This window comes from Burkholderia pyrrocinia (genome assembly GCF_018417535.1).
In the GTDB taxonomy this organism is placed as follows: Bacteria; Pseudomonadota; Gammaproteobacteria; order Burkholderiales; family Burkholderiaceae; genus Burkholderia; species Burkholderia pyrrocinia_E.
Genome location: NZ_CP070978.1, coordinates 2,931,986 through 2,946,854, shown reverse-complemented (window position 1 = coordinate 2,946,854; position 14,869 = coordinate 2,931,986). Strand labels below are relative to the sequence as shown.

At 64.7% G+C, this 14,869-nt stretch carries 17 protein-coding genes and 2 pseudogenes; 5 read left to right on the top strand and 14 right to left on the bottom strand.

Annotated elements, in window-relative coordinates; translation table 11 throughout:
• Window positions 1–20: 20 nt before the first annotated feature.
• Window positions 21–680: an RraA family protein gene (locus JYG32_RS31330; protein ID WP_213267519.1), complete on the bottom strand. Its 660-nt coding sequence runs from the start codon at window positions 678–680 to the stop codon at window positions 21–23.
• 198 nt (window positions 681–878) lie between these two features.
• Between JYG32_RS31330 and JYG32_RS31325 the strand changes: the two genes are divergently transcribed.
• Window positions 879–1,787: a LysR substrate-binding domain-containing protein gene (locus tag JYG32_RS31325; protein WP_213266182.1), complete on the top strand. Its 909-nt coding sequence runs from the start codon at window positions 879–881 to the stop codon at window positions 1,785–1,787.
• 78 nt (window positions 1,788–1,865) lie between these two features.
• On the opposite strand, the gene JYG32_RS31320 is transcribed toward JYG32_RS31325, so the two are convergent.
• On the bottom strand, window positions 1,866–2,750 hold the full coding sequence (locus JYG32_RS31320; RefSeq protein WP_174378477.1) for a LysR family transcriptional regulator: 885 nt from the start codon (window positions 2,748–2,750) through the stop codon (window positions 1,866–1,868).
• A gap of 78 nt (window positions 2,751–2,828) precedes the next feature.
• On the opposite strand from JYG32_RS31320, the gene JYG32_RS31315 reads away from it, so the two are divergent.
• Both JYG32_RS31315 and JYG32_RS31310 read left to right on the top strand, forming a co-directional pair.
• Window positions 2,829–4,130: an aspartate aminotransferase family protein gene (locus JYG32_RS31315; RefSeq protein WP_213266181.1), complete on the top strand. Its 1,302-nt coding sequence runs from the start codon at window positions 2,829–2,831 to the stop codon at window positions 4,128–4,130.
• 42 nt (window positions 4,131–4,172) lie between these two features.
• Window positions 4,173–4,352 (top strand): annotated as a pseudogene (locus tag JYG32_RS31310) (hypothetical protein); the annotation flags it as partial.
• A gap of 158 nt (window positions 4,353–4,510) precedes the next feature.
• On the opposite strand, the gene JYG32_RS31305 reads toward JYG32_RS31310, so the two are convergent.
• The 4 genes and pseudogenes from JYG32_RS31305 to JYG32_RS31290 form a co-directional block, all read right to left on the bottom strand.
• Complete coding sequence (locus JYG32_RS31305) at window positions 4,511–4,861, bottom strand: VOC family protein (protein ID WP_213266179.1); 351 nt, start codon at window positions 4,859–4,861, stop codon at window positions 4,511–4,513.
• Window positions 4,862–4,902: 41 nt separating this feature from the next.
• The gene (locus tag JYG32_RS31300; RefSeq protein WP_213266178.1) at window positions 4,903–5,349 is read right to left on the bottom strand and encodes a DNA-binding protein; all 447 of its coding nucleotides are present in this window, start codon (window positions 5,347–5,349) and stop codon (window positions 4,903–4,905) included.
• Window positions 5,321–5,920 carry a nucleotidyltransferase domain-containing protein gene (locus tag JYG32_RS31295; protein WP_213266177.1) on the bottom strand — a complete coding sequence of 200 codons (600 nt, stop codon included), beginning with the start codon at window positions 5,918–5,920 and terminating at the stop codon, window positions 5,321–5,323. The genes JYG32_RS31300 and JYG32_RS31295 overlap by 29 nt, the downstream gene beginning before the upstream one ends.
• 218 nt (window positions 5,921–6,138) lie before the next feature.
• Window positions 6,139–6,253 (bottom strand): annotated as a pseudogene (locus JYG32_RS31290) (branched-chain amino acid ABC transporter ATP-binding protein); the annotation flags it as partial.
• Window positions 6,254–6,257: 4 nt separating this feature from the next.
• On the opposite strand from JYG32_RS31290, the gene JYG32_RS31285 reads away from it, so the two are divergent.
• Window positions 6,258–6,617, top strand: a complete 360-nt coding sequence (locus tag JYG32_RS31285; RefSeq protein ID WP_213266176.1) for a DUF2000 domain-containing protein — start codon at window positions 6,258–6,260, stop codon at window positions 6,615–6,617.
• A gap of 27 nt (window positions 6,618–6,644) precedes the next feature.
• Here JYG32_RS31285 and JYG32_RS31280 read toward each other — a convergent pair whose 3' ends face one another.
• The 4 genes from JYG32_RS31280 to JYG32_RS31265 form a co-directional block, all read right to left on the bottom strand.
• Window positions 6,645–6,995, bottom strand: a complete 351-nt coding sequence (locus tag JYG32_RS31280; protein WP_213266175.1) for a VOC family protein — start codon at window positions 6,993–6,995, stop codon at window positions 6,645–6,647.
• Between the two features lie 65 nt (window positions 6,996–7,060).
• Entirely contained in the window at window positions 7,061–7,984 is a 924-nt protein-coding gene (locus JYG32_RS31275; protein WP_213266174.1) for a DMT family transporter, read from the bottom strand.
• A 12-nt stretch (window positions 7,985–7,996) separates the two neighbouring features.
• A complete protein-coding gene (locus JYG32_RS31270) occupies window positions 7,997–8,983 on the bottom strand; it encodes a 2OG-Fe(II) oxygenase (protein WP_213266173.1) in 987 nt (328 codons plus the stop codon).
• Between the two features lie 29 nt (window positions 8,984–9,012).
• Window positions 9,013–9,993 (bottom strand): hypothetical protein, encoded by a 981-nt coding sequence (locus tag JYG32_RS31265; RefSeq protein ID WP_213266172.1) that lies wholly within the window; start codon window positions 9,991–9,993, stop codon window positions 9,013–9,015.
• A gap of 134 nt (window positions 9,994–10,127) precedes the next feature.
• Between JYG32_RS31265 and JYG32_RS31260 the strand changes: the two genes are divergently transcribed.
• Window positions 10,128–10,982 (top strand): LysR substrate-binding domain-containing protein, encoded by an 855-nt coding sequence (locus JYG32_RS31260; RefSeq protein WP_174378484.1) that lies wholly within the window; start codon window positions 10,128–10,130, stop codon window positions 10,980–10,982.
• A gap of 77 nt (window positions 10,983–11,059) precedes the next feature.
• Here JYG32_RS31260 and JYG32_RS31255 read toward each other — a convergent pair whose 3' ends face one another.
• Genes JYG32_RS31255 through livH form a run of 4 tightly spaced genes read right to left on the bottom strand, consistent with a single transcriptional unit; the run spans window position 11,060 to window position 14,740 of the window.
• Entirely contained in the window at window positions 11,060–11,761 is a 702-nt protein-coding gene (locus JYG32_RS31255) for an ABC transporter ATP-binding protein (RefSeq protein ID WP_174378485.1), read from the bottom strand.
• On the bottom strand, window positions 11,761–12,534 hold the full coding sequence (gene livG / locus JYG32_RS31250; protein WP_213266171.1) for a high-affinity branched-chain amino acid ABC transporter ATP-binding protein LivG: 774 nt from the start codon (window positions 12,532–12,534) through the stop codon (window positions 11,761–11,763). The genes JYG32_RS31255 and livG overlap by 1 nt, the downstream gene beginning before the upstream one ends.
• Entirely contained in the window at window positions 12,531–13,802 is a 1,272-nt protein-coding gene (locus tag JYG32_RS31245) for a high-affinity branched-chain amino acid ABC transporter permease LivM (RefSeq protein WP_213266170.1), read from the bottom strand. Before JYG32_RS31245 ends, livG begins: the two co-directional genes overlap by 4 nt.
• Window positions 13,803–13,813: 11 nt before the next feature.
• Window positions 13,814–14,740 carry a high-affinity branched-chain amino acid ABC transporter permease LivH gene (gene livH / locus JYG32_RS31240; RefSeq protein WP_085038717.1) on the bottom strand — a complete coding sequence of 309 codons (927 nt, stop codon included), beginning with the start codon at window positions 14,738–14,740 and terminating at the stop codon, window positions 13,814–13,816.
• Window positions 14,741–14,869 lie beyond the last annotated feature (129 nt).

Genomic DNA, 14,869 nt, shown 5'->3' with positions numbered 1-14,869 from the left:
TCCGAGAGAAGGATGCGCGGTCAGCGCACCGCAATGGCTTCGAATTGCGTGTCGTGCATCACGTCGGCGACCGGGCGGCCGGCGCGTACGGCCGCGACCATGCCGTCCTGCCGCTTCGCGATACGCTCGCCGAGATCGAGTACGTCCGCGATGCACATCGCCGGCACAAAGACCGTGCCGCAGCGGTCGGCGATCACGTAATCGTCCTGGTGCACGGTCACGCCGGCCATCTGCACCGGCGTGCCGGAGTCAATCTGGACCACGCGGTTGCGCGCGCTGATCATCGTGACGCCACGGCCGTAAACCGGATAGCCGATCGATTCGCTGCCTTCGATGTCGCGGCTCGATCCGTCGATCACCGAGCCGCGAATCCCCTTGGCGGTCGCCGCGTTGGCCAGGATGTCGCCCCAGCACGAAATGCCGTCCGCGCCGCCGGCGATCACCAGCACGCGGTCGTCCGTGGCGACGGCGTCGATGACCGGCGAAATGAGGTGCACGGTCGGTTTGGCATCCGTCTTCGGACCGAGTTGAATGGTGCTGGCCCGCCCGACGACTTTCGGGCATTCCCACAGCGGGCGCAAACCGTAGGTCGCGCCGGGCATGCCCAGAAAGTCGAGCGCATCCGACACGGTGTTCGTGTCGAGCGCGGCAAGGCGGTCGAGAAAGGAGGGCTGGTTCATCACGCTGATCCCGGTTGACAAGTGCGACAATCGTCGCCGCGGCAGCGTGGTATGTAAATTTCGTATTTCGTATCTGCCTGATACGATTTCAGGAATACGGAAAACGCACCGTCGCCGGCCGGCGGCGGCGATCATGCGTCGTCACGGAGGCCGCTCCGGAGGCGGCATCGGCATCATTTCACCCTGGACGCCCCCGTCATGAGCAATACGATCGACTACCGGCTGATTCGACAGCTCTGGATGTTTCTCGCCGTCGCGGAAGAGCAGCATTTCGGACGGGCGGCGAAACGGCTGAACATGTCGCAACCGCCGTTGACCGAGCAGATCAAGGTGCTGGAGCAATCGCTGAAGATTCAGTTGTTCTATCGTTCGCGGCAGGGAACGCAGCTCAGCCCCGCAGGCGCGGCTATCCTGCCGGCCGTCAGGCAATTCGCCGGTCAGGTCGAGCGGCTGCAACGCGTCGTTCAAGAGGTCGCTGCCGGCCAGTCGGGCGTGCTGCACGTGGGTGCGATTACGTCGGCGATGCTCGATACGGTGCCGCCGTTGCTGGATGCGCTCAAGCGCGCGCATCCGGATCTGACCGTGTTCGTCAACGAGATCGACAGTGTCGACGCGATTCCCGCGCTGGAGGCCGGCGAGCTCGATCTCGCGTTTGCGCGCGTCGACGGCGAGGTGGCAAACGGCATCGCAACGCTGCCGCTCGCCGAGGATCGCCTGGCCGTGGCGCTACCGAAGGAACATCCTCTTGCCGCGATGCCGAGGGTACGGCTTCGATCGCTGATGGGCGAACAACTGATCATGTCGGCGCGGCAAGTCAGCCCGGTCTACTTCGACATGCTGATGTCGGTCTGTCGCACGCATGGCCTGACGCCGCGCGTCGTGCATGAAGTACGATCGGTGACTTCGCAAATTGCGTACGTCGGTTGCGGTCAGGGCGTGGCGCTCGTGCCCTCTTCCATGCGCAAGCTGGCGCCGGAGAATGTGGTGGTTCGTCCGCTGAAGGAAAAAGTCATGGTGGTGACGGCAGCAGCCGTATGGAACACCCAACGCCATCATCCGATGGTCGACGAAGTGCTCGACATGCTGAAAAAGCCCGTGCGCGCGTGAATCAGGTTTCGACCGGCGACGACACCCATCGACTTGCAGAACGATCGCTTCCGGTTTGCGCGTTCGCGTCGGCACCCGTCACAGCACCGGCAACACCGCGCGGATATGCTCCGCAAACACCGCCGTCAGATGCGACGGCCGTTTCCGGTCGAACTTCAGCGTAATGCCCACGGCCGGTAACGGCGGCAATCGCGGATCGCCGTTGACGATCGCCAGGTCGGCCGGCACCGCCGTCTGCGTCATTACCGCGAACGCCTGCCCCGAGCGCACGAGCGCGATCAGCCCTGCGAGACTGCTGCTCGCATACGCGACGCGGTAAGCGCGGCCGGCGCGATTCAGCGCGTCGCAGGCCGCGATATGGTCGAGCGTATCGCGATCGGAAAGCGCGAGCGGCAACGGCTCGAAATGCGCGGGCTCGAGCCCCGGATAGCCGATCCAGACCAGTTGTTCGCGGCGAATGATGTCGTCGTTCGCCCCGTCGTCCGGCAATGAAATCATCGCGAGATCGACCGCGCGCTTCTCCAGTTGTTCGAGCAGCCGCGGCGTCGGCCCGCAGACGATTTCAACGATCGCCTGCGGATGCTGGCTCGAAAACTGCCGCAGCAGCGACGGCAGGAACACCTCCGCGTAATCGTCCGGGCACCCGAACCGGATGGTCCCCGACAATCCCGTGCCGCACAGGTCGGCCATCGCTTCGTCGTGCAGCCGCAGGATGCGCTGCGCATGCACGAGCAGCCGCTCGCCCGGGTGGGTCAGCACCACGCCGCGGCCGGTACGCTGGAACAGCGGCTGGTCGACGATCTCTTCGAGCCGCTTCATCTGCTGGCTGAGCGCGGACTGGGTCCGGCCGACGCGCGCGGCCGCGCGGCTGAGCGCGCGCACCTCGGCGATCACGACGAACGAACGCAGCAGGTCGATGTCGAGCGAGAGTCCCAAGGTATTAGCTCCTTTTCTACCTTGCATAAGAACTATTCGTTTCCATCAAACCAGACGCGCGCCTAGACTGCAAGCGATCCCTGCCCCTTTGCCCGGAGAAGCCCGATGTCCCTGAACGACGACGCAACCTTCTGGCGCAACGCCAGGCAGCACCTGGTCCGCTACGGCGGCACGTTCGAGCCGATGATCATCGAGCGTGCGAAAGGCAGCTTCGTCTACGACGCGGACGGCCGCGCGATCCTCGATTTCACGTCGGGACAGATGAGCGCGGTGCTCGGCCACAGCCATCCGGAGATCGTCTCGGTCATCGGCGAATACGCGGGCAAGCTCGACCACCTGTTCAGCGGGATGCTGTCGCGGCCGGTCGTCGACCTCGCGACGCGCCTCGCCGACATCACGCCCGACGGGCTCGACCGCGCGCTGTTGCTCAGCACCGGCGCGGAATCGAACGAAGCGGCGCTCCGGATGGCGAAGCTCGTCACCGGCAAGTACGAGATCGTCGGCTTCGCGCAGTCGTGGCACGGGATGACGGGCGCGGCCGCATCGGCCACGTACAGCGCCGGCCGCAAGGGCGTCGGCCCGGCCGCCGTCGGCTCGTTCGCGATTCCGGCGCCGTTCACGTACCGGCCGCGCTTCGAGCGCGACGGCGCCTACGACCATCTTGCCGAACTCGACTACGCGTTCGACCTGATCGACCGCCAGTCGAGCGGCAACCTCGCAGCATTCATCGCGGAGCCGATCCTCAGTTCGGGCGGGATCATCGAACTGCCGGAAGGCTATATGGCGGCGCTCAAGCGCAAGTGCGAGGAACGCGGGATGCTGCTGATCCTCGACGAGGCGCAGACCGGCGTCGGGCGCACCGGCACGATGTTCGCGTGCCAGCGCGACGGCGTGACGCCCGACATCCTGACGCTGTCGAAAACGCTGGGCGCCGGGCTGCCGCTCGCGGCCATCGTGACGTCCGCGGCGATCGAAGAACGTGCGCACGCGCTCGGTTACCTGTTCTACACGACGCACGTGTCGGATCCGCTGCCCGCGGCCGTCGGCCTGCGCGTGCTGGATGTGGTGCAGCGCGACGGGCTCGTCGCACGGGCCAACGTGATGGGCAACCGGCTCAGGCGCGGCCTGCTCGACCTGATGGAACGGTTCGACTGCATCGGCGACGTGCGCGGACGCGGGCTGCTGCTCGGCGTCGAGATCGTCAAGGATCGCCGGACGAAAGAACCGGCGGACGGGCTCGGCGCGAAGATCACGCGCGAGTGCATGAACCTCGGGCTCAGCATGAACATCGTGCAGTTGCCCGGCATGGGCGGCGTGTTCCGGATCGCGCCGCCGCTGACCGTCAGCGAGGAAGAGATCGACCTTGGCTTGTCGCTGCTCGGACAGGCGATCGCACGTGCGCTGTAGCGGCGTGCGGTAACGCCCTTCTCCGCATCGCGCGATCCGTCGCGCCGGTTCGTGCTGGCCGCGATTGCGCAAGACCCGTCGGTTTATCCGTCGGACGACGTGCTGAAGAAAATGACGCTGACGAAACCGAAGCCCGTCGCGATCATGCGACCGGAAAACCGGTTGTGGTCGCAACTGAAGACGATGCGCCGAGCGTGGCGTGCCGGGGAGGGGGTGGACTGATTTCGCGTGGCGACAGGTTGCGGATTCGAGCATGGCGCCTGAACCGCCGATTCGGTTTTGTCGCGGCGAGGCAGGTGTTTTACGCGCGGGCGTTGCCGCTCGAACCCACCGCGCTTGCCTGGACGTTCGTCAGCCTTGTGTCGTCTGCGGACGCCGATTCAGCGGTGAACGAGCACGTTGACGAGCTTGCCGAACGGATCGCGAACATAGAACCGCCGAACACCCCAAGGCTCGTCGGCCGGACCGTATTCGACCGGAATGCCCGCCGCATGCACGCGCGCGAGCGCTTCGTCGAGATCGTCGACTTCGATCGACAGATCGGGCGTCGGCGTGCCCGACCCGCCTTGCGACGCGAAGCTGATCTGCGCATCCATCTGCTCGGCATTACCGTAGGTCGCGATCCAGCCGTGGTCCATCAGCAGGTCGAGACCGAAGATCTGCTGGTAGAAACGTTTCGCGTCGTCGATCGATTGCGTGTCGATATTGGTGACGATTCGTTTGACCTTCATCGGTTTCCTCTTCTGTGCGATTGCGATTCGACACGCAATGGCTATCGAGCTCCCAGCAACTCGGGCTTGTTCGCCATCAGCCATGCCTCCACGTCGATCATCAGCGACGTCGCGCTAACAAAACATTCGTTCACAGCAGAGGTCTGCACCACATCCCCCGAGTAATCGGACAAATTGCGCTGCTTGCGCAACGCATCGAGAACGATCATGCGATCGACCGCCAGACCGATCGTCTGCGGAAGCGTCTGGATTGCCGTCTGGTGATGCCCCGGCCGGCTCGTCAATGTACGAAAGCCGTTCGCGTGCAATGCCAGCATCGCAAGCTGCATGATCGCCTTATAAGCCGCATCAAAACGGTTTTCGTTGCTCAATCCCGCGAGTTGCGCATCCGCCAGATTTCGCTCTGCGGCCGCCAGCAACCGCATCACCTGTTCTCGGTCCGGCCGAACCGTATCGAGACTAACGCCGAGCAAGCTCTGCAAGGTCATGGTCGCTGCCAATCAAGAAGATCTTGGGTTTTCCAAGGACGTCCTGCAAAAAAGCGTCCTGCCCGGCAACTCCATCGCGAAACTCGTCGGGCGACAGTACCTTGGGATTGATGTCTCGCCTCAAGGTTGCCTGTGCGTCGTAAAGCAATCGGACTACCGTTGCAAAGCCGACCGTGCCGATAACCATGACGTCGACGTCGCTGTCCATCGTCTCCTGGCCGCGCGCAACGGAGCCGAAAACAAACGCCACGCCAATTTGCCCGACACAAGGCAGCAATGCTTCGGCAAGCACGTCGCCCATCCCTGAGGTCTTTCGCATGATCGACGCCAGTTCGTCGTAGATCGGACAACTGCGATTGGCGCGATAAACCACCTGATTGCCCTGCCGATCACGGCTCAAGATGCCGGCTTCGGCCAGTTTGCTCAGTTCCTTGTGCAGCGTGCCGGGCGTCGTACCCGTCAAACGCGCAATTTCGCGGACGTGCAACGCCTGATCAGGCCGCAACAAAAGCAGGCCCAGTACACGGCGCCGGTAGTCACTAAATAGGGTCGAGGCGATGGATCGTAGCATGATTGGCTACGATTGTAGCCGAATTGGCTACAAGGCATAGTCGTACCATGCCGATTTCGTGTCGGTCTCGACGGAACAGTCGAATGTAGCCGATTTGACTACGATCGAAGCCGAATTGGCTACAAAACACCTGCAGACCACCGTGCCGGCATGTCGCCAACAAGATGCAAACACATAGGCACCGCCGCCGGCCCATTGCAGGCCGGCGGCTTCCCTCATCAACCGCCGAGGTACGCCTTGCTTGATCCGGTCGTTCGCGAGCAAATTCGCGCCCGTATCCGCGAGCACCACGCGCCCGGTTTCGAGCACGTAGCCGCGATCGGCCACACCGAGTGTCGTGCACGACGATCTCGCGGCGTGGCAGAAACTCAATGCCGTCGCGGCCGGCGCACCCGAAGCGCTCGGCGAGCCTTACGAGGATGCGGCCGGGCATCGCTACGGCCGCATGTTCGGCCAGCCGATGCTGGTGTTCGCGGCCGATTTGAACGGCCTGCAAGCCGCGCACCGGCAGGCGCTGTCGCGCGAACTCACGATCGTGCCGTACGTGCGCACGATGTTTTCGACCGGGCACGATGCGGCCAACCGCGAAGTGTTTCGCGCCGAGGATGCGGCAAATCTCGATCTGGTCGGGTTGGCGCTGCACGGGCCGAAGAAGGCCGTGGACAAGGCGGTGAAGGGGCTGGCGTTGCATGCGTAAACGCCGGCTCAAAGCCGACATGTCAGGTCAGCGATGCACCAGCACATTCACGGGCTCCCCGAACGGATCACGCGCGTAAAAACGCCGCACGCCCCACGGCTCGTCGGCCGGGCCGTATTCGACGGGAATGCCCGCCGAACGAACACGCGCGAGCGCTTCATCGAGATCGTCGACCTCGATCGACAGGTCGGGCGTCGGCGTCCCGGCCCCACCCTGCGACGCGAAGCTGATCTGCACGCTCATCGGCTCGGCATTGCCGTACGTCGCGATCCAGCCGTGCTCCATCAACAGGTCGAGGCCGAGAATCTGCTGGTAGAAGCGCTTGGCGTCGCCGATCGACCGCGTGTCGATATTGGCGACGATCCGTTTGACTTTCATCGGGTTCCTCCGCGAGCCGGGCCGTATCGCGAAGCTACACCGGAACCGCGCACGCAACCAGCGGCTCAGCGGCCGGCCGCCTCCATTTCCGCGCGCCGGGCCCGGGCGGTTCGCTCGCCTTGCTTGCTGGCCAGCCACACGCCGATCGCGACGACAACGATACCGAGGTAAGTCGACACGTGGATGCTGTCGCCGAACATCCACGCGGCCCAGGTCAGCGTCACGGGCGGTTCGAGATAGACGAGGGTCGCCACGCGCGTCGCGGGCATGCGCTTGAGCAGCGCCCACAACGTCAGGTAGGCCATGAAGGTCGAGAATACCGTCAGCCACACGACGGATACCCACACATTCGGCTGGGTCGGCACGTGCAGGTCGCCCGTGACGATCCCGCACACCGCGAACAGGACCAGGCTGACGCCCCCCTGCACGAACAGCGGCAGAAACAGCCCGTCCTCGTTGCTGCGCGCGGCCGTCAGCGCGCGCCGCCGCTGGTAGATCGTCGCGACCGACAGCCCCAGCGCGGAAACCAGCGGCAGGATGTACATGACGATACCGACCGACTCGGTCGGCAGCGCGTATTGCCCGCCGATCACGATGCCGACGCCGACGAATCCGACGACGAGCCCGGCCCACTGTCGCGCCCCGCTGCGCTCGCTGCCTTCGAGCGTCGTCATCGCCGCCGTGATGAGCGGCTGCAACGCGGCGATGACCGCCGCGATGCCCGGCGGCAGGCCGTGCTGAATGGCCACGTAGACGCAGCTCAGGTACAGGAACTGCGACAGGAAGCCGATCACCGCGTGATAGCGGATTTTTTCCAGCGTCAGGCGCCCGAGCTGCCGGTTGAGGACGATCGCCAGGCACAGCGTCACGAGCAGGAAACGCCAGAACAACAGGTTGAACGCGCCTGCCGTCTCCGCGCCGAGCTTGGCGCCGATGAAGCCGGAACTCCACGACAACACGAAAACAAGCTGGATCAGGAATAACTGCATGGGCGAAGGCGCTCAGAGTGTTGCCGTGGACAAGCGGGTGTCTTTCAGGTCCTCGGCCCGGATGGGTGCGAGCCCGAGGCGTTGGTACTGGACGTCGGCGTCGTCCCTGAGGCTGCGTTGCAGCGCCAGCCAGTTGACGACGGTACGCGGAATGCCGTCGTCCGACGCGAGATGCCAGAAGCCGTTATCGTCCTCGCGCGTATACGGGCAATGGAACGACAGCACCAGCGACATGCGACGCCCCGCCTCGACCGGTTCGACGCCATGGAACAGCTTGCTGCCGTAGATGAGCAGCGCGTCGCCCGCCTGGTCCAGGCTCGCCGTCTTCACATGCTTGCGTGCCCGATCATGCCGGTCGAACGTCTCGGCGGTCGATTCGTAGAACAGAAAGTTGCCGCCGGCATAATCGGATCGATCCGACAGCACGATATTCAGCACGAAACTGGTGCCGTCCGTGTGCCACATGCCCAGCTGTTCCTTGCCGTCGTGCCGCTCCGACGGATAGTAATAGTTGAACTGCGACCGCGCATTGACCATCGGATACGGAATCAGCGGCGCGCCGGCGAGACGGGATATCCTCAACAGGAACGCGCGGTCGTGCATCATGTCGTCGATGAACCGCGAGCGCTGCGTCACCGCGCGCACCCGCTTCGAGATGATCCAGTTGCTGCTCGACGCGCTGCCTTCCAGCGCCCGGCCGATCTCGCGCAACGCGTCGATCGCTTCGTCGGCGAACAGGCCGCGCAGGCTGCACACCGCGTTGAGCGCGCTCGTGCGCGTGCCGCGCATCGGCTCGTCGCGGTAGCCAAGATCGTCGAGGTTGCGGCGATATCGCACCTCGTAGCCATCGCGCAGGCAATCGCTTGTCCAGCGCATCGGCTCCGTCGACGCGTCCAGCGTGCCGTCGACATTCGCGCCGCCGGACAGCGAAGTCTGCAACGCAAGCCTCACCCGGTCGATCCCGCGCGCAAACACCGGCAATGCATTCCCCTTGTTCATCGCGTGCCTCGCTTTCGCCGTTGCGGCATTCAGCCCTTGAACTGGGCGATCTGGTACACGACGCTGCCGTCCCCGCTGCGCAGCTCGTCGATCACGCGGCAATTGCCGTGACTGGCACGCACGTGGCGGAATTGCTCCGGCGTGTATTTCAGGCAGACGTTGGTGATCAGATGCCCGTCGGCGCCGGCTTTCGACACCGGCTGCAACGTAACTGCAACATGAAACTGGTCGCCGAGCAGGTTGAGCCGGACGATGGAAACATGATGCTCGCCGAGCGGCTCGAAGCCCTGCTGCCGGCTGACGATTTCGGAAAACCGCACCATGCTCTCGTTCTGGTAGAAGTTGTAGATCGGCTCTTCGCGGCCCTCGACGAGCAGTTGCATCTCCGACACGACGTAGGTCGACTTGCCGCCGAGATTGCGAATCAGCCGGCCGATCGTCACGGGCAATTCGTTGCCCTCCTGGAAACCGAGCATCGTGATGAAGGTCACGTCCTGGCCCAGGTCGATATGGTTCCACTGCACGTTCCGATAATCGTCGGCGATGTAGTTGAAACAGCCGGGCGTCTTCAGGAACGGCATGATCGCGTGCCGCATCGCTTCTTCCGACGACTCGTTGATGTCGACGGCCGTGTAACGCAAGTGATTCGGCTCGCCGCCGCTGACGGCCTTCATCAACTCGGTCGTCTTGACCGGCTCCGGCCCGAGTTCGATGTAGTGCACATGACGGCCGCGCGACAACGTCGCAAGACGTTCGCTCAACGCGCCGATCGCTTCCCTCAGCGATCCGTTGCCGTCGCGGTCCGCGCACAGCGCCGGACTCCGCACGCCCAGTTCGTTCAGGTTCCGCATCAGCGAAAAGACTTCGCGCCCCGCCTCCCTGCGCCGTGCGCCATCGTCACGCCGCGTCAGCGTCGAATACTTTTCGTGATTCTCGACCGTCCATACCGACTCCGCCTTCAGCTTCCTGTCCCGCACCAGCGCATCTACGACAAAATCATTGATAGACATGAAATCGTTCCCCGGATACGTGTCACGCTCGATCGACCTGCCTGCATTCGTCTGCCTGTTGACCCGAGGATAGGGAGGCTTAATAATTCCGTCAATCGAGATTACGTGAATCACTAATTCGGAAAATCAAAATCATGCCGCGCACCCTGGACGTCGATCTGCTGCGTACCTTCCACGCCGTCGCGAAGCTCGGCCGCTTCAAGGACGCGGCCGTCTATGTGAACCGCAGCCCGTCGTCGGTCACGGCCCAGATTCAGAAGCTGGAAGAGATGGTCGCGCAGCGCTTGTTTACGCGAAACAATCAGGCAGTCGAACTCACGCAGTACGGCCATAAACTGTTGAGCGACACCACGGAGTTCCTGTTGAGCCACGACCGGCTCGTCGAATCGCTGTCGCCGCAGATGCTGACCGGCAAGCTGCGGCTCGGCATCCCGGACTCCTACGCGGCGCACTTCATGGCCGAGTTCCTGCCGCGCTTTGCCGCCGACCGGCCATTGCTCGAACTGACGGTCGAAGCGCGTTCCAGCGAGGAACTGCAGCTCCTGTTCGCGCGCGGCCAACTGGACATCACGATCGCCGTGGTGCCGAAAGCGCTGCCGCATGGCGAGCTGCTCAGCAAGACCCATCCGGTCTGGGTGGCCGCGCGAACGTTCAAGTTCAACCCCGACGCACCGCTGCCGATCGCGGTGCAATTGCAGGGATGCCCGTACCGGGACACCGCGCTGAACGCGCTGAAGAAGGAGCGGATCGCGCACCGGATGCTGCTCGAGAGCGCGAGTTCGCCGGCGGTCGAAGCCTGTATCGCCAACGGCCTCGCGGTCGGCCTCATCGAGCACGATCGCGTCTCGGGCAACCTGACGAGCAACGTCGCGGGGATCGTCCTGCCCGATCTCCCGCCGCACCTGATCTATATCCTGACCGACGACAGCAATCGCGCCGCGCTGCATCTGCGCGACGTGCTGAAAAGCACGTTCAGGATCGGACAATGAAAACGGGGCCTGGAGCGGCCCTGGATACGTGAAGGCGAAAGCGCCGCCGGCCCGTTGCAAGCCGGCGGCATCGACCGTCAACCGCCGAGATACGCCTGCTTGATCCGGTCGTTCGCGAGCAGGTTCGCGCCCGTATCGGCGAGCACCACGCGCCCCGTTTCGAGCACATACCCGCGATCGGCCACGCCCAGCGCCTTGTTCGCGTTCTGCTCGACGAGGAACACCGTGACGCCTTCCGCACGGATCGTCCGGATGATGTCGAAGATCTGCGCGATCACGAGCGGCGCGAGACCAAGCGTCGGTTCATCGAGCAACAACAAACGCGGCTTGCTCATCAGCGCGCGGCCGATCGCCAGCATCTGCTGCTCGCCGCCCGACATCGTGCCGGCCCGCTGCGTCGCACGCTCCTTCAGGCGCGGAAACAGCTTGAACACATGCTCGATGCCGTCGTCGATCTCGTGACGGCTCGCGAAGAAGCCGCCCATCTTCAGGTTCTCGAGCACCGTCAAACTCGGAAACACGCGCCGCCCTTCCGGCGAGATCGCCATCCCCTTGCGCATGATCTGGTGCGTCGACATCGCGGTGATGTCGTTGCCCTCGAACAGCACGCGGCCCGACGATGCGCGCGGCGTGCCGCACACGGTCATCATCAGCGTCGTCTTGCCGGCGCCGTTGCTGCCGATCAGCGTGACGATCTCGCCCTTGTTCACCTCGATCGACACGCCCGCGAGCGCCTCGACCGCGCCGTAGTGCGTATGGACCTGTTCCAGCTTCAGCATCACTCTTCCCCCAGATACGCCTTGATCACGCGCGGGTCGTTGCGGACCGCTTCCGGCGTGCCGATCACGATCGGCCGGCCGTGCTCCATCACGAGGATGCGGTCCGACACGCCCATCACGAGGCTCATGTCGTGTTCGATCAGCAGCACCGACACGCCGAACTCGCGGCGCAGCTTGTCGATCAGGTGCTGGAGTTCGATCTTCTCCTGCGGGTTGAGGCCGGCCGCCGGCTCGTCGAGCATCAGCAGACGCGGCTCGGTGATCATGCAGCGCGCGATCTCCAGACGCCGCTGGTGCCCGTACGACAGCGTGCCGGCCGGCCGGTTGGCGACCGACGTCAGCCCCATCCGGTCGAGCCACACGGCCGCGCGCTCGAGCGCTTCCTTCTCGGCGCGGCGATACGCGGGCGTCGCGAACAGGCCGGGCAGCAGCCCTGCCTTCACCTTGCGGTGCTGCGCGACGAGCAGGTTCTCGACGACGGTCAACGACTTGAACAGGCGGATGTTCTGGAACGTGCGCACCAGGCCCTTCACCGCGATCTTGTGGCTCGGCAGCCCGGCGATCGGGTGGCCGTCGAGTTCGACTGCGCCGGAGGTCGGCTTGTAGAAGCCGCCGACGCAGTTGAACACCGTGGTCTTGCCCGCGCCGTTCGGCCCGATGATCGCGAACACCTCGTCGCGGCGCACGTCGAAATCGATGCCGTCCACCGCGAGCAACCCGCCGAAGCGCATCTGCAGCCCGGCGACCTTCAACAGTTCTGCATTCGCGCTCATTGGGGCAGCTCCACGTGGGGACGGCTCGCGGGCAGCAGGCCCTGCGGACGCCACATCATCATCAACACCATCACCAGACCGAAGATCAGCATCCTGTACTCGGCGAAGCCGCGCGCGACTTCCGGCAGCACGGTCAGCAGGATCGCCGCGAGAATCACGCCGAGCTGCGAGCCCATCCCGCCGAGCACGACGATCGCGAGGATCAGCGCCGATTCGATGAAGGTGAACGATTCGGGATTCACGAGGCCCTGGCGCGCCGCGAAGAACGCGCCGCCGATGCCCGCGAACGACGCGCCGAGCGTGAACGCCGACAGCTTGATGCGCGTCGGGTTCAGGCCCAGCGAACGGCACGCGATCTCGTCGTCGCGCAGCGCTTCCCACGCGCGGCCCATCGGCATGCGGATCAGGCGGCTCGTCACGAACAGCGTGAAGCCGACCAGCAGCAGCGCGATCAGGTACAGGAAGATCACCATGTGCTCGCCGCTGTATTCCAGCCCGATCAGTTCATGAAAGGTCTTCGCGCCTTCGACGCTCGCCGAGCGCGCCATCTCGAAGCCGAACACCGTCGGCTTCGCGATGCCCGAGATGCCGTCCGGGCCGCCGGTGAGGCTCGTCAGGTTGTTCGCGAGCAGGCGGATGATTTCGCCGAAGCCGAGCGTGACGATCGCGAGATAGTCGCCGCGCAGCCGCAGCACCGGGAAGCCGAGCAGGAAGCCGAACGTCGCCGCCGCGATCGCGGCGAGCGGCAGGCATTCCCAGAACGACAGCCCGAAGTACTGGTTCAGCATCGCGTACGTATAGCCGCCGACCGCGTAGAACCCGACATAACCGAGATCGAGCAGCCCCGCGAAACCGACCACGATGTTCAGCCCGAGGCCGAGGATCACGTAGATCAGCGCGAGCGTCGCGACGTCCACCGCGCCGCGCGAGCCGAAGAACGGCCACACGAGCCCGACCGCGAGCAGCACCCACACGACCACGCGCTGCTGCTGCGCGCCCATCGCGGGCAGCGCCGGCAGCTTCACCGCCGATTTCGCGCGCACGAGCCACGGCTTGAACAACTGGAACAGGAACACGGCCGCGACCGCGATCCATACCGGCCGCCAGTGCGGCGTGAGCACGACCTGGTAGCCGTCGAGCTTCAGTTGCAGCCCGAGCACGGGGATCGTGAGGATCGCCGTCAGGAATGCGGCGGCCACGGCATTTTTCAGTGCCTGGCCGAACGACGCGTCGGCGGCCGGGCGGCGAACGGTAATGACTGTACTCATCTGCGTCTCCCTCAAACCTTTTCGATGTCCGACTTGCCGAGCAGGCCGGTCGGGCGGAAGAGCAGGATCAGCACGAGCAGGCCGAACGCGACGACGTCCTTGTACTCGGCCGGCATGTAGCCTGCGGCGAAGGTTTCGGCAAGGCCGAGCAGCACGCCGCCGAGCATCGCGCCCGGGATGCTGCCGATCCCGCCGAGCACCGCGGCGGTAAACGCCTTGATGCCCGCGACGAAGCCGATATACGGATTCAGCTTGCCGATCGTCAGCCCGATCAGCACGCCGCCGACGGCGGCCAGCATCGCGCCGAGCACGAACGTGAACGAGATCACGCGGTTCGTGTCGATGCCGAGCAGGTTCGCCATCTTCATGTCCTCGGCGCACGCGCGGCACGCACGGCCCATTCGCGAATGCGAGATGAACAGCGTGAGCGCGATCATCAGCACGACCGTCACGCAGACGATCATCAGGCGCGAATACGGAATCGTCACGTCGAAGTCGCCGCCGAGATGGATGTCGAACGCGCCGGAGATCAGCACGGGCACGGACACGTCGCGTGCGCCCTGGCCGATCTGCACGTAGTTCTGCAGGAAGATCGACATGCCGATCGCGGAGATCAGCGGCACCAGGCGCGGGCCGCCGCGCAGCGGCCGATACGCGACGCGCTCGACCGCGAAGCCGTACAGGCCCGTGACGATCACCGACACGATCAGTGCGGCGCCGAGCACGAGCGGCAGCGGATAACCGGCGGAGATGCCGATTGCGGTCAGGGTCACGAGGCCCACGTACGCGCCGATCATGTAGATCTCGCCGTGGGCGAAGTTGATCATGCCGATGATGCCGTAGACCATCGAATAGCCGATGGCGATCAGCGCATAGATCGCACCCAGCGTCAGGCCGTTGACCAGTTGCTGGGCGAATTGCGGAAAGAAGTCAGTCATGTGCGGGAAGCTCCCGTTGGCGCTGGGTCGCATGCCGTCGCCGGATCACGGCGTTCGGCCGCGCGCAACGCACGGTGTCGTCTCGGGCCGCCCGTTGGCCGCGGAACGGCCAAATGCGCACGCGCCCCG

Coding starts and splice junctions, on each gene's coding strand:
- JYG32_RS31315 (WP_213266181.1), top strand. CDS start 2,829: ATGTCCCTGAACGACGACGCAACCTTCTGGCGCAACGCCAGGCAGCAC.
- JYG32_RS31265 (WP_213266172.1), bottom strand. CDS start 9,993: ATGTCTATCAATGATTTTGTCGTAGATGCGCTGGTGCGGGACAGGAAG.
- JYG32_RS31245 (WP_213266170.1), bottom strand. CDS start 13,802: ATGAGTACAGTCATTACCGTTCGCCGCCCGGCCGCCGACGCGTCGTTC.
- JYG32_RS31255 (WP_174378485.1), bottom strand. CDS start 11,761: ATGCTGAAGCTGGAACAGGTCCATACGCACTACGGCGCGGTCGAGGCG.
- livH (WP_085038717.1), bottom strand. CDS start 14,740: ATGACTGACTTCTTTCCGCAATTCGCCCAGCAACTGGTCAACGGCCTG.
- JYG32_RS31275 (WP_213266174.1), bottom strand. CDS start 7,984: ATGCAGTTATTCCTGATCCAGCTTGTTTTCGTGTTGTCGTGGAGTTCC.
- JYG32_RS31260 (WP_174378484.1), top strand. CDS start 10,128: ATGCCGCGCACCCTGGACGTCGATCTGCTGCGTACCTTCCACGCCGTC.
- JYG32_RS31270 (WP_213266173.1), bottom strand. CDS start 8,983: ATGAACAAGGGGAATGCATTGCCGGTGTTTGCGCGCGGGATCGACCGG.
- JYG32_RS31330 (WP_213267519.1), bottom strand. CDS start 680: ATGAACCAGCCCTCCTTTCTCGACCGCCTTGCCGCGCTCGACACGAAC.
- JYG32_RS31295 (WP_213266177.1), bottom strand. CDS start 5,920: ATGCTACGATCCATCGCCTCGACCCTATTTAGTGACTACCGGCGCCGT.
- JYG32_RS31280 (WP_213266175.1), bottom strand. CDS start 6,995: ATGAAAGTCAAACGGATCGTCGCCAATATCGACACGCGGTCGATCGGC.
- livG (WP_213266171.1), bottom strand. CDS start 12,534: ATGAGCGCGAATGCAGAACTGTTGAAGGTCGCCGGGCTGCAGATGCGC.
- JYG32_RS31320 (WP_174378477.1), bottom strand. CDS start 2,750: ATGCAAGGTAGAAAAGGAGCTAATACCTTGGGACTCTCGCTCGACATC.
- JYG32_RS31305 (WP_213266179.1), bottom strand. CDS start 4,861: ATGAAGGTCAAACGAATCGTCACCAATATCGACACGCAATCGATCGAC.
- JYG32_RS31325 (WP_213266182.1), top strand. CDS start 879: ATGAGCAATACGATCGACTACCGGCTGATTCGACAGCTCTGGATGTTT.
- JYG32_RS31300 (WP_213266178.1), bottom strand. CDS start 5,349: ATGACCTTGCAGAGCTTGCTCGGCGTTAGTCTCGATACGGTTCGGCCG.